The following is an 18,850-nucleotide window of genomic DNA, read 5'->3' as shown; positions in this document are numbered from 1 at the left end:
CCGGTCCGCCGGGCGAGGGGGGTCCGCCCGCTGACGCGGGGTGGTGGGCGGCGCGGCGGGCGCGGGGCGGGGGTCGGGCGGGTCGGACGCGGCCGCCTCCGAGGAGGCTGACCGTTTCGGGCAGGCGTGGCCGTGCCGTCCGCGCGTTCGGGGGCCCGGGCGGGGTGCAGAGGTCTTCACCGTGGGATCCGGGGCATGGTGCTGCGCCCCCTTGGTTACGCTGCGCGTCCGCGCAGGCGCGGACGGCGCTGGGCGTCGGGCGCCCGCGCCCTGATGGCGCGCCAGAACCGGCCCCGCCGAACTCGTTGACAGTGAACTAGGTCACTCCTATGGTCCACCGTGCACGGATGAGACCAGCGTTCACATACGAGAACGGGCGGGCGGACGACGTCGGCCAGGGACCGTGTGCCCCGCTGCCCCCGAACCGGAAAGGGAGCGTCCCGCATGCCCAGGAAGGTCCTGCCCCGGAAGGTCTGGACGACGGCCGCCGCCGCGGTCGTGCTGCTCACCGGCGCGCTGACGCCGATCAACGCCCAGGCCAGCGGGGAGGCGGGCCCCGGGAGCGGCGGCGAGCGGGGCGGCGGGTTCGGCCGCGAGCTCGGCCGCGAGGTGCTGGCGGAGGGCGACGGCTGGGCCTCCCTCGGGGCGGGCACCACCGGGGGCTCCGCGGCCGACGAGGCCCACGTGTACACCGTGGACGACCGGGCGGAACTGGCCCGCGCGCTGGACGGCGGCAGCGCCACCCCCAAGATCATCTACGTCCGCGGCGCGATCGACGCCAACACCACCGACTCCGGCCGCCGGCTGAGCTGCGCCGACTACACCGCCGAGGGTTACAGCCTGGACGCCTACCTGGCCGCCTACGACCCGCGCAGCTGGACCGGCGGCGCGCCGTCCGGCCCGGTGGAGCAGGCGCGGCGGGCGTCCGCGGCCCGGCAGGCCGAGCGGGTGCAGCTGCGGGTCGGCTCCAACACCACGATCGTCGGGCTGGGCGACGACGCCGTGCTGAGGGGCGCCAACCTGCTGCTCAAGGACGTGGAGAACGTGATCGTCCGCAACCTCGAACTGCGCGACGCCTACGACTGCTTCCCCGCCTGGCAGCCCAACACCGGCGGTCTCGGCGACTGGAAGGCCGCCTACGACACCATCACCCTGCAGGGCGCCACCCGGGTGTGGATCGACCACGTGACGCTCAGCGACCGGGGGCGGCTGGACCAGGACGCCCCGGCGTACTTCGGCCGCCGCTACCTCCAGCACGACGGCCTGCTGGACATCACGAACGCCTCCGACCTGGTGACCGTCTCCTGGAGCCGGTTCGCCGACCACGACAAGGCCATGCTGATCGGCAACAGCGACGGCGCCACCGCCGACCGCGGCCGGCTGCGCGTCACCCTGCACCACAACGCCTTCGTCAACGTGACGCAGCGGGCGCCGCGCGTCCGGTTCGGGCAGGTGCACGTCTACAACAACGCCTACGAGGTGCCCGAGGGCGGCGAGTTCCGCTACGCGTGGGGCGTCGGCACCGAGTCGGCCGTCCACGCCGAGAACAACGCCTTCACCACCCCCGCGCACGTCGAGCCGGCCGACCTGATGACCAGCTGGAACGGGACGGCGATCCGGGAGAGCGGCACCGTCTTCAACGGCTTCCCCGTCGAGCTGCTGCCGATCCACAACGCCTACAACTCCGCCAGCGAACGGGACCTGACGGCGGACGTCGGCTGGGAGCCCACCCTGCACGGCCCGGTGGACCCGGCCGAGCGGGTGGCCGCCGAGGTGGCGCGGGGCGCCGGCGCCGGACGCGGCCCGCACTGACCGACGGCCGGCTCCAGGCGGCCGGCCGAGCACGACACCGCGACACCGCGAGACCGCCGCCCGGACCGGACCGGGCGGCGGAGGGAGCCCAGACGGAGGGGAGCATGGTTTTGTCAGGAGCCCGACAGACCAGGACCGGAGACGCCGGGCGGCCCGCCGCCCACCACGTGCGGCGCGCCGAGGCCGTCCTGCTCGCCGCGCTGCTGCTGGCGCTCGCCGCGCTCGCCTGGCCGGCCGGCACGGCCGCCGGGGCACCGGCGCGGGCCGCCGCCGGCCAGGCCACTGCAGACCAGGCCGCCGCCGGCCAGGCCACTGCAGACCAGGCCACGGCAGACCAGGCCACGGCAGGTCAGGCCGCCGCGCCGGGCCACGGGCGCTGGTCGGCCGCGCCCGAGGGCTTCGCCTCGCTCGACGCCCTCGGGCAGAACGGCACCACCGGCGGCCGGGGCGGCCGGATCGTGACCGTCACCACCCAGGAGGACCTCGCCCGCTACGCCGCGGCGCCCGAGCCGTACGTCATCCGCGTCGCGGCGGCGATCACCGTGCAGCCCAAGGGCACCGAGTTCGAGGTGGCCTCCGACAAGACCATCATCGGCGTCGGCACCGCGGGCGAGATCGTGCAGGGCGGGTTCTTCCTCGGCCCCGGCACCCACAACGTGATCATCCGCAACCTCACCATCCGGGACTCCTTCGTCGAGGGCGACTGGGACGGCAAGCCCCAGGACTTCGACGCGATCCAGATGGACGGCGCGCACCACGTCTGGATCGACCACAACACGCTCACCCGCATGGGCGACGGCCTGATCGACATCCGCCGGGACAGCTCCTACGTGACCGTCTCCTGGAACCGGCTGCACACCCACAACAAGGCGCTGGCCGTGGGCTGGTCCCCGAACGTCACCGCGCAGGTGACCATCCACCACAACTGGTTCCGCGGCATCAAGCAGCGCAGCCCGGTGGTGGACAACGCCGCGCACGCCCACCTGTACAACAACTACCTGTCCGAGCAGCACCGCGACGACGACCCGCAGTGGACGTACGGCAACTGGTCGCGCGGCGCCACCCGGATGGTCATCGAGAACAGCTACTACGACGGCATCCGCAACCCCTACCAGGCGGACGCCACCGCCGAGCTGGTGCAGCGCGGCAGCATCCTGCGGAACACCACCGGCCGTACCGACGCCTGGGGCGACGCCTTCGACCCGCGCGCGTTCTACGACTACCGGCTCGACCCGGCCGCCGCCGTGCCGGCGCTGCTGCGGAACTTCTCCGGCCCGCAGCGCACCCTGGGCACCACCACGGTGGTGACCGTCGCCCCGGACGGCGGCGCCGACTTCACCAGCGTGCAGCGCGCGGTGGACTCCGTGCCGGACGGCAACACCGGCGCGGTCACCATCGCCATCGCCCCCGGCACCTACCGCGAGCAGGTCGTCATCCCGGCCGGCAAGCCGTACATCACCTTCCGGGGCACCGGCGGGAGCCGGGACGACGTGGTCATCGTCGAGGACGTGCCCTCCGGGCAGCCGCTGCCGGGCGGCGGCACGGCCGGCTCCACCGGCAGCGCCACCGTGCTGGTGCGGGCCAGCGACTTCACCGCCGAGCACCTGACCTTCGTCAACGACTTCGACGAGCAGGCCCACCCGGAGATCAGCGGCCACCAGGCGCTCGCGCTGAAGACCTTCGGCGACCGGATCACCTTCCGGGACGTCGCCTTCAAGGGCAACCAGGACACCCTGATGACGGACAGCCCCAGCCTCACCACCATCAGCCGGGTCTACGTGGCCGACTCCTACATCGAGGGCGACGTCGACTTCATCTACGGCCGGGCCACCACCGTCATCGAGCGCAGCACCATCATGGCGCTCAGCCGGGGCAGCACCAGCAACAACGGCTACGTCACCGCGCCCAGCACCTGGCGGGGGAACCCGTACGGCTTCCTGATCACCGACAGCCGGATCGAGTCCGACGCCCCGGCCGGCACCTTCCACCTCGGGCGCCCCTGGCACCCCAGCGGCAACCCGGACGCGGTCGGCCAGGCGCTGATCCGGAACACCTGGCTGGACGAGGCCATCAAGTCCTCGCCGTGGACGGACATGAGCGGCTTCTCCTGGCGGGACGCGCGCTTCGCCGAGTTCCGCAACCACGGCCCGGGGGCCGGGATCAACGACGACCGGCCGCAGATGACCGCCGAGCAGGCGGCCGACTTCGAGGTCGCCGACTACCTGGCCGGCACGGACGGCTGGGCCCCGCACCGGCGGTGACCGCCCCGGGCACACGGCACGACCAGAACGTCCAGCACGACTGAACACGACAAGCACGACCGGCACGTCCAGCACGACCGGCACGTCCAGCACGAGGATCGGGGAGAGACCATGTCAGCACGCTTGCCGAGACCGGACCGCACGGCGGGCGGCTCCGCCCGCAACCGCCGGCGGTTCCGCACGGCCGCCGGTGTCCTCACCGCGTCCCTCCTGCTCACCGCCACCGCCTGCGGCGGGGCGGAGGACGGCCTGGCCCAGGGCGCCGAGGGCGACGGCACCGGCACGATCACCTTCTGGGACAACAATGCCGGACCCGACCGCACCCCGGTGTGGGAGCACATCATCGCGGAGTTCGAGGAGGCGAACCCGGACATCGACGTGGAGTACGTGGGCGTGCCGATCGCCCAGGTGCAGCAGAAGTACGACACCGCCATCGCCGCCGGCGGACTCCCGGACGTCGGCGGCGTCGGCACCGCCTACCTCGCCGGCCTGACCGCGCAGAACGCGCTGGAGCCGCTGGACGACCGCATCGCCGGCAGCGCCCTGGAGGGCAAGTTCGTCACCGGCTTCGAGCAGATCGTCCGGGGCAGCGGCAACGGCGAGGAGCTGTACGCCGTGCCGACCTCGGCGAACGCCGGCACGCTGTGGTACCGCACCGACCTGTTCGAGGAGGCCGGGCTGCGGGCGCCGGAGACCTGGGAGGACTTCTACGCGGCCGCCGAGCAGCTGACCGACAAGGACCGGGGCCGCTACGGGTTCACCATCCGGGGCGGGGCCGGCTCCATCGCCCAGGCCCTGGACGCGATGTACGCGCAGTCCGGCATCGACACCTTCTGGGGCGGCGACACCACCACGGTCAACGACCCGGCCAACGTGGCCGCGCTGGAGCGGTTCGTCGCCCTGTACGGGGAGCAGACCCCCACCGCCGACCTGAACAACGACTCCACCAAGATGATCGCCCAGTTCGACGGCGGCGACATCGGCATGCTCCAGCACAATCTGGCGTCCTACACCAACCACGAGGAGGCGTTCGGCGCGGAGAACATCGCCGGCGTCCCGCTGCCGCCGTCCGCGCCCGGCGCGCCCCGCACCATCGTCTCCAACCCGGTCGACGGCCTCGGCCTGTTCCGCACCAGCGAGAACAAGGCGGCGGCCTGGAAGTTCATCGAGTTCGCCGCCTCGCACGAGATGAACAGCTACTGGAACGAGCAGGTCGCCGCGATCCCGGCCAACACCGACGCCGTGGACGACGAGTGGTTCCAGGCCGCCGACGCGGCGCACGCGGCCTTCGAGGCGTTCGACGACCCCAACACCAAGATCGTCCAGTTGCCGTACTACCTGCCCGAGTGGAACTCCCTCAGCAAGGCGGAGCTGGAACCGGACTTCCAGCGGGTGCTGCTCGGCGAGATGACCTGCCAGGAGTTCCTGGACAAGTTCGCCGCCGGCCTCAACGAGGCCCAGGCGCGCTGGCGGGAGCGGCAGGGCGGCTGACGGCCGCCGTTCGGCTCCCCGCCCCCACGGGGGTTCCGGCGCGCCGCGGCGGACCGGAACCCCCGTCCCGTCCCCTCCCCCAGGAAGGCACCCCCATGGAGCACCTGCCCCGCCGGCACGTCGCCGCCGCCCTGCTGGGCGGCGCGCTGAGCCTGACCACCGCGACCGCGGCCCACGCCGACGACGCGGGCGGGCACCGCCGCGCCGACGACTACACCGTCTACGTCGCCGGCGACTCCACCGCCGCCACCAAGACCGCCGCCGCCCGGCCGGAGACCGGCTGGGGGCAGACGCTGCCGCTCTTCCTCGGCCACCGGGTGACCGTCTCCAACCACGCCGTCAACGGCGCCAGTTCCAAGAGCTTCGTCGACCGGGGGTGGCTGGCCCCCGTCCTGGAGGCGATCCGGCCCGGCGACCGCCTGCTGATCTCGTTCGGCCACAACGACAGCAAGTCCGAGGACCCGGCGCGCTACACCGAGCCCTTCGGCAGCTACCAGCAGTACCTGCGCCAGTACGTCGACGGCGCCCGGCGGCGCGGCGCCCACCCCGTGCTGGTCACCTCGGTGGAGCGCCGCCGCTTCACCGCCGACGGGCAGGCGTACTCCTCGCACGGCGACTACCCGCGGGCGATGCGGGAGCTCGCCGAGCGGGAGCGGGTACCGCTGGTGGACCTCCAGGCGGAGTCGCTCGCCCTGTGGCAGCGGCTCGGCCCGGAGGGCACCAAGGAGGTCTTCCTGTGGCTGGCCGCCGGCCAGGAGCCCAACTACCCGGACGGCGTGCGGGACAACACCCACTTCGCCCCGCACGGCGCGATCGAGGTGGCCCGGCTGGTCGCGCGGATGCTCCAGCGCCAGCGGATCCTGCCGGCCCGCGACGTGCGCCGGCTCGGCGACGCCATCCCGGACTCCGCCGTCACCTGGTCCTGACCGCGGGGCGGGTGGTGAGGCGCCTCGCCGCACCACCCGCCCCGCGGCTCACCGCCGGTCGCGCAAGCTCACCGCCGGTCGCGCAGCGCGGCGAGCAGCCGCATGCGCGTCGCGAAGCCCTCCAGCGGCCCCAGCCACAGCGCCAGGTGCTCGGGCCCCGCCTCCTCCCACGCGGCCAGCTCCCCGCGCAGCTCCTCCAGCGGGCGATCGCGTTCCGGCCCCTCCCAGGCGATCCGCGCCCCGGCCGCGACGGGGCGCGAGCCGAGCGCCTCCAGCCGCCGCCGGTGCTCCACGAACTGGTCCGGACCCAGCCCGACGGCCTGCCAGACGTCCCCGTGGGCCGCCGCCCGCCGCAGCGCCGCCTCGGAGGTGCCGCCCACCATGATCGGCACCGGGCGCGCCGGCAGCGGTTCGAGCACGCCGGCCTCGAAGGAGAGGCGGTCGTCCACCGGGTCCCGGTAGGGCCCCCGGCCCACCGTGTGCAGGTGCCGGATCAGCCGCAGCGCGGCGTCGGTGCGCCGTCCCCGCTCCCGGAACGGCACCCCGAGCGCCTCGAACTCCGACCGCTCCCACCCCGCGCCGACGCCCAGGACCACCCGGCCGGGGGCGAGCGCCTCCAGGGTGGCGGTCTGCTTGGCCACCAGGAACGGGTCGCGCAGCGGCAGGACGACCACCGAGGTGCCCAGGCGGACCCGGGAGGTGACGGCGGCGATCGCCGCCAGCGTCACCAGCGGCTCGTGGACACCGCCGTACCCGCCGCCGAACCCCCGGGGCGGAATCAGGTGGTCGGGCAGCCAGACCCCGCCGAACCCGAGCTCCTCCGCGAGCCGCGCCAGCTCCACGACGCGCCGCGGATCGTCCTGCGCCGACTCGTCCGGCAGCACGATGTCGTACCGCACGGGCACCACCCTCCCTCACCGCGCGGCCCTCCGAACAGGCGGCGCTTGATCACTCGTCAACGCGGTGAACGCCGTGCTCCCTCCGGTGGATTCCCCACGACTCGCCGGCGCCGTACGGGTGACCCGCCGCGCCGGCCGACAGGATGGGCCACGCCACCATCCGGCCGGCGGCCACGGGCCCGGCCCCGACCGCCCTGCCCGCCGCCGTGAGCCCCGACCCGCACCTCCCTCCCCCTCCCCGAGGAACCCTGATGACCTCGACGCTGGCGCAGGCCGCGCCCGAACGCCCCGGCGAGCCCACCCGCCCGATGACCGGGGCCGACTACCTGGACCGGCTGCGCGACGGACGGCGGGTGTGGATCCACGGTGAGCGCGTCGGCGACATCACCGCCCATCCGGCGTTCCGCAACACCGCCCGCTCCGTCGCCCGGCTGTACGATGCCCTGCACGACCCCGCCCACGCCGGGGTGCTCACCGCGCCCGCCGACCTCGACGGCGCCGCGGTCACCCACCCGTTCTTCCGCGCCCCGCGCTCGGTGGCCGACCTGCGCGCCGCCCGCGACGCCATCGCCGTCTGGCAGCGGATGACCTACGGCTGGATGGGCCGCTCCCCCGACAACATGGCCGCTTTCCTGGGGACGCTCGGCGGGGACACCTCCGCGTACGGGCCGTACGCGGAGAACGCCCGGGCCTGGTACCGGCGGGGCCAGCGCGAGGCGGCGTTCCTCGGACACGCCCTGATCAACCCGCCGGTCGACCGGCACCGCCCCCCGGACGAGGTCGACGACGTGTACGTGCGGATCGAGGAGGAGACGGACGCCGGGGTGGTGGTGAGCGGCGCCAAGGTGGTGGCCACCGGCTCCGCGCTGGCCCAGCACATCCTCATCGGGCACATCGGCCCGCCGCTCACCGACCCGTCCTACGCCACCTGCTTCCTGGTCCGGCTGGACAACCCGGGCCTGCGGCTGCTCTGCCGCGCCTCCTACGAGCAGACGGCCGCCACCGCCGGGAGCCCCTTCGACTACCCGCTGAGCAGCCGGCTGGACGAGAACGACGCGATCGTCGTGCTGGACCGCGCCGTGGTGCCGTGGGAGGACGTGCTGATCCACCGCGACGTCGACGCCGCCAACGGCCTGCTGGAGCGCTCCGGGTTCCTGCCCCGGCTGATGCTGCACAGCGCCGTCCGCCTCGGGGTGAAGCTGGACTTCCTGTGCGGGCTGCTGCTGCGGGCCACCCGCACCACCGGTGGCGACGTCTTCCGCGGCGTGCAGGCGGCCGTCGGCGAGGCGCTGGCCTGGCGGCACACCGTGTGGGGGCTGTCCGACGCCATGGTGGAGCGGGCGGTGCCGCGCCCGGACGGGGTGTTCGAGCCGTGCCCGGAGTACGCGCACGCCTTCCGCGTGCTCGGGCCGACCGCCACCACGACGCTGCGGCACCTGATCGAGAACAGCGTCGGCAGCGGGCTGATCTACCTGCCCTCGCACGCCTCCGACTTCGGCGACCCGGAGATCCGCGGCTACCTGGACACCTACCTGCGCGGCTCCCACGGCACCACGGCGGTGGAGCGGGTGAAGCTGATGAAGCTGCTGTGGGACGGCGTCGGCAGCGAGTTCGCCGGCCGGCACGAGCTGTACGACCGGCTCTACGGCGGCACCCCGGAACTCACCCGGGTGCAGGCGCTGCAGCACGCCGAGGCCACCGGCCTGGTGGACCGCCTCGGCGAGCTGGTGGACACCTGCCTGGGCGAGTACGACCTGCACGGCTGGACCACCCCCCACCTCAGCCACACCCCCGCCCCGGACGGGACGGCCGGCTGAGCCGCGCGGGTGGCCCGCGGTGTGAGGTGCGGGTCGTTCCGGCGGCGGACTGAGCGGGCGTTCAGGCCGCGAACGCCCGCTGGAAGGCGGCGAGGGTGGGCTGTCCGGCGGAGCGGTCGAGCACGGCGAAGACCACGTGCTCGAAACGGCCCTCGAAGGCGCCGCCGGAGCCCGGCCCGAGGTGTTCGGCGAACGCCGCCGCGACCTGGCGCGGGTCGTTGCGGAACACCCCGCAGCCCCAGGCGCCCAGGACCAGCTGGCGCGCGCCGTGGTGCGCCGCCACGGCCAGCACGCGGGCGGCGCGCTGGCGCAGCACGTCCGGGACCTCGTGGACGCGTTCCGGCAGCTGGCGGGCGATCACCCCGGCGTTGGGCGCCGGCCAGGTGAGGAACGAGACCAGCGGCGGCTGGGCCAGCAGGGTGCCGTCGGCGGCGCGGTGCACCGGCACCCGGGGGGAGTGGATCACCCGGTGGCTGTAGAAGGGGTCGCGGACGGCGCGGTGGGCCTCGTAGTAGTCGGGGGCCCGGAGCAGGCACGGGTGGAGCAGGGCGCCCCGGCAGACGTCCTCCTCCTGTGCCTTGGCGCCGTTGACGTATCCGCCGCCGGGGTTGCGGGCGGAGGCGAAGTTGAGCACCGCGATGTTCCGGGCGCCGGACGCGTCGAGGCGCCGGGCCGCCCGGAGGCTGTCCTCACCGGTCACCTCGACGGTGCCGGTGGCGGCGCCGGCGGGGGTGCCGGTGACGGTGGCGAGCAGGGCGTCGAGCTGGTCGGGCGCGTAGGAGCGGGTGCCGGCACGGGCGGCGTCCAGCGCGTGCCGGATGGACACCGTGCCCGTGCCGGGCACCACGTAGTGGCCCTCGGCGGCGATCCGCTCGTTCTCCGCGGCGATCTGCCGCAGTCTGCTGCTCATCCGTCACTCCCCCGTGGGTGGCGCCGCCGGGAGGTCCGTGGCGCGACGGGAGTGACGATAGGGCAAGGGCGGCGGCCTTCTCCCGGCCTTTTCCGCGCGGGACCGGCCAGCCTCCGGGCGGCGGCGGGCGCCCTGCGGACGGGGGCGGGCTCAGGCGCAGGGCGGGCTCAGGCGCTGAGCGGGAAGCGGCGCGCCAGGTCCTCGAACATGGCGATGTTCAGGCGGAAGGCGAGCCGGCACTCCTCCACGATCCGGCGGCGGCCCACCTCGTCCACCGGCACGGCGTCCAGCAGCGCCCGGTACTCCCGCTTGAACGCGGCCGGGTTGTGGATGTCCGGGAAGACGTAGAAGCGGACGCCGTCCCCCTTGGGCGCCAGGCCCCAGTTGCGCTCGGCAAGCCCGCGGATCACCTGGCCGCCCGAGAGGTCCCCCAGATAGCGGGTGTAGTGGTGGGCGAGGTAGCCGCCCGGCCAGTTCTCGGCCACCTCGGCGATGCGCTCCGCGTAGCGCCGGGTGGCGGGCAGCGCGTGGAGACGCTCGCGCCAGCCCTCCCCCTCCAGGTGGGCGAGGTCGCGCTCCAGCGCCTGCGAGCGGAACAGCTCGGGCCGGATGAAGGGGCCGGCCACCGGGTCGGTGACCAGCCGCGGCGTCACCGCCTCCATGGCCTGGTAGACGAACCAGAGCTGCCCGGTCAGCGCCGTGTAGGCCTCGATCCCGAGCCGCCCGCCCATCAGGGCGTGCATGAAGGAGGAACGCTCGGCCTCGGTGTGCACCTCCTGGCTGGCGGTGCGGATCAGCGCCGAGAACGGCTGCCCGACCTGCCTGGTGTGCCCGGCCCGCTCGTCGCGCACGGGCGGTGTGGACTGCGCGGACTGCTCCAACGGTCCCTCCTCGGCTGGGCGCGGCCGGGGAGCCCGGGCGCGGGTGGGTGGTGCGGGGGCGCGCTGCGTGGTGCGGTGACGTTGCCCCGCTCCACGCGCCCCATTCTGCTGGTTAGGCTTACCTAAGTCAACGGTTTGCCGACAGTACGTCGGGAAGCGGCCACCGCGCCCCGCCGCACGCCCACCGCCCACTCCGCACGCCCCCACCACACACCCCCACCACCGTCCTCACCCCTGGCCGGGCCGGCGGCCGAGGCACCCGGATGCCGCCGCTCACCCCTTCGGCTCGCCGAAGTGCGCGGGGTCGGGGGCGCTCCTAGGGTGGGAGCCAAGCCGAACCGGGACCGTTCCTCCAGCCGAAGGGGGTGGTCACGGGGACGCGACGCCCGCCGTCCACGCCGGACCGAGCCCCTGCCCCCGCTTTCCGCCCACCTCCGCCCAGCCCGTCAGGCGCCATGGCCAGCGGCTCCGGGTGCGGGCGAGGCGGGCGGCCCGGCTCCGCCGCGGCCCCCCACCCCACGGAGGAACCGCTGTGGTCCTTGCCTGCTTCCTGTTCTCCGTCTCCCTCTTCCTCTACCTCGCGATCGGCGGCAACCCACGCCGCTTCCGGCACAGCCCCCTGCGACAGACCGAGGAGTGGCGGGAGCGCCAGGCCCGACTGCGCGCGATGTCCGAACGGACCCCGCTGCCGCCGCCGGCCGGGGAGCCGCTCACCGGAGAGCCACCCGCCGCGGCGGCTCCGGCGGATCCGGTGACCGCCTCGGCCCCGGCGAGTCCGCTGACTCCCCTGACGCCCCTGACGCCGTTGACCCCCTCGACGCCGGCCGCCCGGGTCCACCGGGGAGCCCGACGGATGCGGCGCGCCCTGCCCGCGCCGGAGGCCAGCGAGGCCTGAACCGGACGGACGGGGCCTGAACCGGCCGGACGGGCCTCTGCCGCGGGAGAAATCCGTACCGGTTCGGGCGTCCGCTCCGTAGGGTCGGCGGTGTCCCCGGAGACGTCGGGCTCCGCCGGAGCACGCGGCTCCCCCCGCCTGATCCCGCCAGGAGTCCCCCGTGCCCGCGCCCGACGTCGTCCTCGTGACCACCCGCCACATGCCCGTCCCCGCCCCCGAGAACGAGGTGCTCCTCGACGCGCTCACCGCGGCGGGGCTGAACGCGGGGATGTGGCACTGGGACGACCCGGAGGCCGACTGGGCGGCCGTCCCGCTGGTGCTGATCCGCACCCCCTGGGACTACGTGGACCGGCTGCCGGAGTTCCTGGCCTGGGCCCGGCGGGTGGCGGGAGTCACCCGTCTGCGCAACCCGCTCGCCGTGGTGGAGTGGAACAGCCACAAGGGCTACCTGCTCGACCTGCTCCGGGCCGGGGTGCCGACCGTGCCGACGGTGCTGGTGCCCCGGGCGGCCACGGCCGGGGAGCGGGCGGCGGCCCTGGGGCGCTTCCCGGGGGAGGTCGTCGTCAAGCCGGCGGTGTCGGTCGGCGCCCGGGGCACGCTGCGGACGTCGGCCGGCAGCGTGCAGGCGGACGCCCACCTGGCGGCGCTGGCCAGTGACGGCGACGTCCTGGTGCAGCCGTTCGCGCCTTCGGTGACGGCGCACGGCGAGGCGTCGCTGATCTACTTCGGCGGCCGGTTCAGCCACGCCGTCCGGAAGATCCCGGCCGAGGGCGACTTCCGGGTGCAGATGTACCACGGGGGCACGGTGGTGCCGCACGTCCCGGACGAGGCGGAGCTGGCCGTGGCGGCGGCCGCCCTGGCCTGCGCGCCGGCGGAGCCCGCCTACGCCCGGGTGGACCTGGTGCGGCTGGACGAGGGGCCGGCCGTGATGGAGCTGGAGCTGATCGAGCCCGAGTTGTTCCTGCCCTACGAGCCGGAGGCGACGAACCGTTTCGTCAGGGTGCTGGCCGGGCTGCTGGCGGAGCGCCAGGGGCCGTCGCAGCCCTCGGGCGTGTCGCAGCCCACGGGCGTGCCGGGCCCGTCGGCGGTGCCGGACCCCTCGGCGGCGGCTGGGACGGTCGGCGCCGACGCCTGACCGGCGGTGCCCACGCCCCGCCCTCCGCCGCGCGTTCGGCGGAGGGCGGGGCGGGCACGCCCGTGGCACCTCGGCGCACGCCGATCACCCGGCGACGACCAGCTCCAGCTCGCGGCGCAGGCCCCGGCGCACCTCCTCGGCCGGGAGCTGTTCCGGGAACATCCCGGCCTGGAGGGTCAGGCCGTCCACGTACACGTGCAGGCGGGCGGCCCACCGCTCCAGACGGGCATCGCCGAGGGGTGCCCTGATGTCCTCCGGGGGGCGCGCGTCGCGGCAGTAGGCCACCGCGAGGCGGCAGACGTGGCGTTCGCCGACCCAGCTCGTCTCGCGCAGCTCGGCCATCGAGGGGTCCACGCGGGAGCGCACCAGGCAGGCGAGCCACACGTCCAGTTCCACCCGGCGCCAGGCGTCCAGGGGAAGGAACTCCTCCAGCATCAGCCGGGCCCGCTCCGGGCCGGCCAGCCCGTCCCGCCGCACGTGCGCGAGGACGCGCGCGCCGACGTTCCGGGCGATCGCCTGGGCAGCGAACAGCAGCAGGCCCCGCTGGCTGTCGAAGTAGTGGCGGAGCCCGCCCACCGAGACGCCGGCCTCCTCGGCGACCTTCCGGACCGTGGCGCCCTCGATCCCGTCCCGGCTGATGACCTCCCACACGGCGCGGACGAGTTCCTCGCGCCGCTGGTCGTGGTCGACGAGCTTCGGCATGACCGCGTTATAGCACAGCCGTACGGTCTCTGTTACCGTACAGCTGTGCTAAATACGACACGGCGGCTGCCCGGCAGCCGCACTCGGGGGACGGTCGTACTCGCCGCGGGGCTCGCGCTGCTCGCCGGGTCGGCGCTGTGGCTGGCCCTGACCGGCAACACCGGAATCCGGTACAGCGCGGACCACGACGAGACCGTGCCGATGTGGTGGCGCTGGATCCCGGCACTGGTCGGCATCGCCCTGGTCCGCCTGCTGCCACCACACCTGCCACGCCGGCCGCACCTGCCACGCCGGCCGCGCCCGCCACGGGTCGAGCGGACGGGCGGGATGGCGGGAGCTCCGTCGCGCCCGATCGCCGTCGCCCTGCTGGCCGCCGCCGCGCTCTTCGCCGTCGGGATGCGGCTGCTCGACGGGGAACCGGCCTACACCCTGCTGAAGCTGACGCTGCTGCTCGGCGTTCCGGCGGCGCTCTTCCGGGTGACGCGCCGCCGGGGCGCGGCACCGTTCCGCCCGGGTGACGGCGGGTCCGGCGGAGGGACGGCCGGGGCGGGGGCGTGGCGGCGCTACGGCCCGACGGTCCCGGTCGCGGCCTGGCTGGCCCTCAGCTACCTCGGCCCGCTCGCCACGCCCGCCAGCGACTACGGGCGCACCGTCGACGCCGTCACCCTGGCCGCCACCCTCCTCGTCGGATTCCTGGTCAACGCGCTACTGGAGGAGGTCTTCTACCGGCGCTGGCTGCAGACCGCCTGGGAACGGCTCCTCGGCGGCTGGCCCGCCATCGTGCTCGCCTCGCTGCTCTGGGCGGCGTGGCACATCGGCATCCAGGGCACCGGGAGGATCGACGTCGACCTCGCCTCGGTCTTCGTCAACCAGGGGGTGCAGGGCTTGTTCCTGGGCTACCTGTGGAGCAGCTACCGCAGGATGTGGCCGCTCCTGGTGGTCCACGGCGCCGCGAACTCCGTACCCATCCTGATCGGCCTGCTGTGACCGGGGCGCGGCCGTGACCGGGGCGCGGTTGCGGCACAGCCGGCTCCGCGCTGGCTACGCTCCCGAGCATGACGATCCGCGCCGTGGTGTTCGACGTCGGCGGGACTCTGGTGCGCGAGGACCGCTACTGGGCCGGCTGGGCGGACTGGCTCGGCGTGCCCCGGCACACGCTGTCCGCCCTGGTGGGCGCCGTCGTCGCACTGGGGCGGGACGACGCGGACGCCCTGCGGACGCTCCGCCCCGGCATCGACGTCGAGGCCGAGCGCGCCGCCCGCGAGGCCGCCGGGGCCGGCGAGGCGCTGACCGAGGACGACCTGTACCCGGACGCGCGGCCGGCGATGGCACGTCTGCGCGCCGCCGGGTTGTGGGTGGGCGTCGCGGGCAACCAGACGCCACGGGCCGCCGGGCTGCTGCGCCAACTGGCCCTGCCGGCGGACGCCGTCGCCACCTCGGGCGAGTGGGGCGTGGCCAAGCCGTCCGGCGGGTTCTTCGGCCGCGTGGTGCGCTGGGCCGGCGTTCCGGCCGAGGCGGTGCTGTACGTGGGCGACCTGCCCGCCAACGACGCGACCCCCGCCCGCGCCGCCGGGCTGGGCGCCGCCCACCTGCGGCGGGGGCCGTGGGGGCACCTGTGGGGGGACGGCGTGGAGGCGGACCACGTCGTCGACTCGCTGACCGAACTCGCCGACCTCCTGGTCCGAACGGTCTGAACCGTCCGAACGCCTACTCCGGGGAGGTCGTCTCGGGCTTCGTGTGGAGGACCGCACGGGCCTGCTCGGCGGCGCGGACGAGGCTCTCGGAGACGAAGTCGAGGAAGCGGGCGATGTTCTCCAGACGGGCGGCGGCCGGGGTGTGCGGGCCGAGGACGCCGACGCCCTGCCGGGCGATCTCCACGATGCTGGCGGTGGACCGGGCGCTGGCCATCATCGACTGGTACCAGATGTCGTCGTCGACGACGTAGCGCTCACGGCGGCGTTCGTCACGCTCCCGGCGGACGAAGCCCTGGCTGTCGAGGAAGGCGACCGCCTTGGAGATGGACGCCGGGCTGACCTGGAGGCGCTGGGCGAGCTCGGCGGCGGTGAGGCTGCCGGTGTCGGTGAGGGTGAGGCAGGCCATCACCCGGGACATCATCTTGGGCATGCCCGAGCCCATGAGGACGGTGGTGAACACCTCCTCGAACTCGCGCACGGCCTCGGCGTCGCGCCCGTGGGCCCGCGCGGCCTCGTCCGCCTCCCGGGAGGCCGTCTGCCTGCGCCGGTGGGCGCGGCGTTCGGTGGCGCGGTGGGCGAGGTCGGCTCGGTAGGCGGTGGGGCCGCCATTGCGCATCACCTCACGCGTGATCGTGGAGGTGGGGCGGTCGAGACGTCTGGCGATCTCCGCGTAGGCGAGGCCGTCGGCCAGGCCGAGGGCGATCTGCTGGCGTTCCGCCTGGGTGAGCCTGCCTCCCGGCATCGCTGTTCTCCTTCGTGGTCCTCGTGGTGCCTCCAGCCTAGCGTTCACCCGCAATCCATTGCAACGAACAGGATCCGTCACGTTGCGTTCCGCGCAGAATCATTGCAACGATTTCCTGGCCTTGAGCTGCAAAGATGGTGCTTTTCTGCAACAAGTACATTGCCAACCCTATGAATGCAACGTAGCGTTTGCGTCGTCGGAAACAACACCGGGTCGGAGCACCGCCGAGTCGGAACACCGCCGAAGGAGAGCACGATGCAGACGTTCGCCACCCCCGCCCCGATCTCCGCCGTCCTCGACGTTCCCGCCGGGCGCATCCGGTTCATCGCCGCCGACCGGGCCGACACCGCGGTCGAGGTCCTGCCCGCCAACGCCTCGAACGGCCGCGACGCCAAGGCCGCGGAGCGGACCACGATCGACTACCGCGACGGGGTGCTGCGGATCGCGACCCCGGCGAAGAACGAGCTCCTCGGCCCCTCCGGCTCCGTCGAGGTGACCGTCCAGCTGCCCGCCGGCTCCCACGTCAAGGCCAAGGCCGCCAGCGCCGAGTTCCGCGGCGTCGGACGCCTCGGCGACGTCACCTACGAGGGCGCGCACGGCTCCGCCAAGCTCGACGAGACCGCCGGCGCCCGCCTCACCCTCCAGGCCGGCGACGTCCAGGTCGGCCGCCTCGGCGGCCCCGCCGAGATCACCACCCGCAGGGGCGACATCCACATCGCCGAGGCCGTCCGCGGCACCGTCACCCTGCGCACCGAGCAGGGCGGGATCTCGGTCGGCGCCGCCCGCGGGGTCTCCGCCTCCCTGGACGCCGGCACCTCCTACGGCCGCATCCACAACTCCCTCACCAACACCACCGGCCCCGCCGCCGACCTGAACATCCACGCGACCACCGCCCACGGCGACATCACCGCCCGCAGCCTCTGACCAGCCCTTCCCCCTCCGCCCTCCCCCGATCGACGTCCGCCACAGACCCGAAGGAGCACACCACCATGTCCCCCATGCCGCAGGCCGCCGCCGGAACCGACCGCCCCGAACTGCGCAAGGCCATCCAGGAGATGGTCGACTCCGGTTTCGTCGGGGTGCAGCTGCGGGTGAACGACGAGCGGGGCGAGTGGGTCGGCACCGCCGGGGCGCGCGAGCTGGGCGGGACCGCCGAGCCACCCGCCAACGGGTACGTGCGGGTCGGCAGCAACACCAAGACCTTCACCGCGGCCCTGGTGCTGCGACTGGTGGACGAGGGCCGGGTCGGACTGGAGGACGTGGTGGCCGACCACCTGCCCGAGTTCGGGCTGGACCGGCGGATCACCGTGCGGATGCTGCTGCAGCACACCAGCGGGGTGTTCAACTTCACCGGCGAGTACTACGAGGACGGGACGTTCGCGCCGGGGATCCCCGCCACCAACACGGGCCGGGAGTGGGTGGACAACCGGTTCCGGACCTACCGGCCCGAGGAACTGGTGCGACTGGCGCTGTCCAAGCCGGCCCGGTTCGAGCCGGGCACCGACTGGAACTACTCCAACACCAACTACGTGCTGGCCCGGCTGGTGGTCGAGAGCGTCACCGGTCGCTCCTTCGCCGAGGAGATGCACCGGTTGGTCCTGGGGCCGCTCGGGCTGTCGGACACCATCGTGCCGGGCAGCAGCCGGGAGATCCCCGAGCCGCACGGCCACGCGTACTACCGCTACGAAGAGGACGGCGAGGAGAGGACCGTCGACGTCACCCGGCACAATCCCTCGTGGATCTCCACCGGCGGAGACATGATCTCCACCACTCGGGACCTCCACGCCTTCATCTCCGCGCTGCTGGGCGGCAAGCTGCTGCCGGCCCACCTGCTGACCGAGATGTGCACACCGGAAACCAAGGCCGGCTACGGCCTGGGAGTCATGGTGCAGAAGGTCGGCGAGAACGGCGGCACCGTCATCACCCACAACGGCGGCATGGCGGGCCACGCCGCGCTGATGTACAGCACGCCCGACGGCAGCACGACCATGACCGCCGCGCTGAACTACGTGGACGACGCCACGCTCTCCATGGCGGTGGCCTTCCAGCAGGCCACCCAGCGGCTCGTCAGCGAGGTGTTCGGTGGTGGGAAGGCCGGCCCGGCCGACGAGCCCACCGCCTGATCACCATTCGCCCACACCGCCCCCGCTCGGCCAGCACGGCCGAACGGGGGCGGTGGTGTCATGTCCGGGGTTGTCAGGACCGCTCGGCACCCTCGGGCCACACCACCGTCACGGGGATGCCGCGCTCCCGTGCTGACTCCACCACGTCCGCTGTGCCACCCCGACCACCGGACGGCACGCCGTCCCAGACCGCCACCAGTTCGTCAGCCATGCCGAGAACGATCTCGTTGGCCGCCTCATACGCCTCCCGCGAGGCGGTGGCGTGCGGCGCGGTCCGCACCTCGGCCGCAGCGGCCACCAGCCGATCGAACGTCTCCGCGTGGTCCGGCTTCACCTTCGCCTGCCGGTAGTCCTGAGACGGCAGCACCACGACCAGGCGCCCACCGGCGTCGAGCACGGCCTCGGCGAACAGGGTGTCACTGCCTCGGGCGAGGCAGGACACGCCGACCAGGTCGCCCGTCGAGCGAGTGGCAAGTAGGTCGGCGAGGGCGGCACGGATCTTGTCGACAGTGCTGTCCGTGAGGTTCATATGCCCGGTCACGGCGATGGTGGCCAGCGTGTG

General features: G+C 74.1%; 17 protein-coding genes. 11 read left to right on the top strand and 6 right to left on the bottom strand.

Going from position 1 to position 18,850, the window contains the following annotated elements:
* Nucleotides 1-444: 444 nt before the first annotated feature.
* From FHU37_RS19095 to FHU37_RS19080, 4 genes are all read left to right on the top strand, one after another.
* The gene (locus FHU37_RS19095) at nucleotides 445-1,812 is read left to right on the top strand and encodes a pectate lyase family protein (RefSeq protein WP_179815355.1); all 1,368 of its coding nucleotides are present in this window, start codon (nucleotides 445-447) and stop codon (nucleotides 1,810-1,812) included.
* Between the two features lie 104 nt (nucleotides 1,813-1,916).
* Nucleotides 1,917-4,073 (top strand): pectinesterase family protein, encoded by a 2,157-nt coding sequence (locus FHU37_RS19090; RefSeq protein ID WP_179815354.1) that lies wholly within the window; start codon nucleotides 1,917-1,919, stop codon nucleotides 4,071-4,073.
* A 111-nt stretch (nucleotides 4,074-4,184) separates the two neighbouring features.
* Nucleotides 4,185-5,564: an ABC transporter substrate-binding protein gene (locus tag FHU37_RS19085; protein WP_179815353.1), complete on the top strand. Its 1,380-nt coding sequence runs from the start codon at nucleotides 4,185-4,187 to the stop codon at nucleotides 5,562-5,564.
* Nucleotides 5,565-5,659: 95 nt separating this feature from the next.
* Nucleotides 5,660-6,490 (top strand): rhamnogalacturonan acetylesterase, encoded by an 831-nt coding sequence (locus FHU37_RS19080; protein WP_179815352.1) that lies wholly within the window; start codon nucleotides 5,660-5,662, stop codon nucleotides 6,488-6,490.
* Nucleotides 6,491-6,558: 68 nt separating this feature from the next.
* On the opposite strand, the gene FHU37_RS19075 is transcribed toward FHU37_RS19080, so the two are convergent.
* Complete coding sequence (locus FHU37_RS19075; RefSeq protein ID WP_179815351.1) at nucleotides 6,559-7,389, bottom strand: TIGR03619 family F420-dependent LLM class oxidoreductase; 831 nt, start codon at nucleotides 7,387-7,389, stop codon at nucleotides 6,559-6,561.
* 251 nt (nucleotides 7,390-7,640) lie between these two features.
* Here FHU37_RS19075 and FHU37_RS19070 point away from each other — a divergent pair, with 251 nt between their 5' ends.
* Nucleotides 7,641-9,206 (top strand): 4-hydroxyphenylacetate 3-hydroxylase family protein, encoded by a 1,566-nt coding sequence (locus FHU37_RS19070; RefSeq protein WP_179815350.1) that lies wholly within the window; start codon nucleotides 7,641-7,643, stop codon nucleotides 9,204-9,206.
* 61 nt (nucleotides 9,207-9,267) lie between these two features.
* Here FHU37_RS19070 and FHU37_RS19065 read toward each other — a convergent pair whose 3' ends face one another.
* Both FHU37_RS19065 and FHU37_RS19060 read right to left on the bottom strand, forming a co-directional pair.
* Entirely contained in the window at nucleotides 9,268-10,116 is an 849-nt protein-coding gene (locus tag FHU37_RS19065; protein ID WP_179815349.1) for a TIGR02452 family protein, read from the bottom strand.
* Nucleotides 10,117-10,283: 167 nt separating this feature from the next.
* Complete coding sequence (locus tag FHU37_RS19060; RefSeq protein WP_179816394.1) at nucleotides 10,284-10,967, bottom strand: biliverdin-producing heme oxygenase; 684 nt, start codon at nucleotides 10,965-10,967, stop codon at nucleotides 10,284-10,286.
* Nucleotides 10,968-11,529: 562 nt separating this feature from the next.
* Between FHU37_RS19060 and FHU37_RS19055 the strand changes: the two genes are divergently transcribed.
* Nucleotides 11,530-11,892, top strand: coding sequence for a hypothetical protein (locus tag FHU37_RS19055; protein WP_179815348.1), 363 nt, complete (start codon nucleotides 11,530-11,532; stop codon nucleotides 11,890-11,892).
* Nucleotides 11,893-12,052: 160 nt separating this feature from the next.
* A complete protein-coding gene (locus tag FHU37_RS19050) occupies nucleotides 12,053-13,027 on the top strand; it encodes an ATP-grasp domain-containing protein (RefSeq protein ID WP_218904081.1) in 975 nt (324 codons plus the stop codon).
* 84 nt (nucleotides 13,028-13,111) lie between these two features.
* On the opposite strand, the gene FHU37_RS19045 is transcribed toward FHU37_RS19050, so the two are convergent.
* On the bottom strand, nucleotides 13,112-13,729 hold the full coding sequence (locus FHU37_RS19045; RefSeq protein WP_179815347.1) for a TetR/AcrR family transcriptional regulator: 618 nt from the start codon (nucleotides 13,727-13,729) through the stop codon (nucleotides 13,112-13,114).
* Nucleotides 13,730-13,774: 45 nt separating this feature from the next.
* Here FHU37_RS19045 and FHU37_RS29395 point away from each other — a divergent pair, with 45 nt between their 5' ends.
* Nucleotides 13,775-14,716, top strand: a complete 942-nt coding sequence (locus tag FHU37_RS29395) for a CPBP family intramembrane glutamic endopeptidase (protein ID WP_179815346.1) — start codon at nucleotides 13,775-13,777, stop codon at nucleotides 14,714-14,716.
* A 68-nt stretch (nucleotides 14,717-14,784) separates the two neighbouring features.
* Nucleotides 14,785-15,423, top strand: coding sequence for an HAD family hydrolase (locus tag FHU37_RS19035; RefSeq protein ID WP_179815345.1), 639 nt, complete (start codon nucleotides 14,785-14,787; stop codon nucleotides 15,421-15,423).
* A 13-nt stretch (nucleotides 15,424-15,436) separates the two neighbouring features.
* Here FHU37_RS19035 and FHU37_RS19030 read toward each other — a convergent pair whose 3' ends face one another.
* The gene (locus tag FHU37_RS19030) at nucleotides 15,437-16,165 is read right to left on the bottom strand and encodes a helix-turn-helix domain-containing protein (RefSeq protein ID WP_179815344.1); all 729 of its coding nucleotides are present in this window, start codon (nucleotides 16,163-16,165) and stop codon (nucleotides 15,437-15,439) included.
* Nucleotides 16,166-16,420: 255 nt separating this feature from the next.
* Here FHU37_RS19030 and FHU37_RS19025 point away from each other — a divergent pair, with 255 nt between their 5' ends.
* The gene (locus FHU37_RS19025; RefSeq protein ID WP_179815343.1) at nucleotides 16,421-17,089 is read left to right on the top strand and encodes a DUF4097 family beta strand repeat-containing protein; all 669 of its coding nucleotides are present in this window, start codon (nucleotides 16,421-16,423) and stop codon (nucleotides 17,087-17,089) included.
* Nucleotides 17,090-17,154: 65 nt separating this feature from the next.
* A complete protein-coding gene (locus FHU37_RS19020; RefSeq protein WP_246449999.1) occupies nucleotides 17,155-18,288 on the top strand; it encodes a serine hydrolase domain-containing protein in 1,134 nt (377 codons plus the stop codon).
* 73 nt (nucleotides 18,289-18,361) lie between these two features.
* Here the strand turns inward: FHU37_RS19020 and FHU37_RS19015 are convergent, their stop codons facing one another.
* Nucleotides 18,362-18,844 carry a DNA-processing protein DprA gene (locus FHU37_RS19015; RefSeq protein ID WP_179816391.1) on the bottom strand — a complete coding sequence of 161 codons (483 nt, stop codon included), beginning with the start codon at nucleotides 18,842-18,844 and terminating at the stop codon, nucleotides 18,362-18,364.
* Nucleotides 18,845-18,850: the final 6 nt, after the last annotated feature.

The organism is Allostreptomyces psammosilenae (assembly GCF_013407765.1).
Lineage (GTDB): Bacteria > Actinomycetota > Actinomycetes > Streptomycetales > Streptomycetaceae > Allostreptomyces > Allostreptomyces psammosilenae.
The sequence above is the reverse complement of the archived record's forward strand: the minus strand, read 5'-3'. Positions and strand labels throughout refer to the sequence as shown.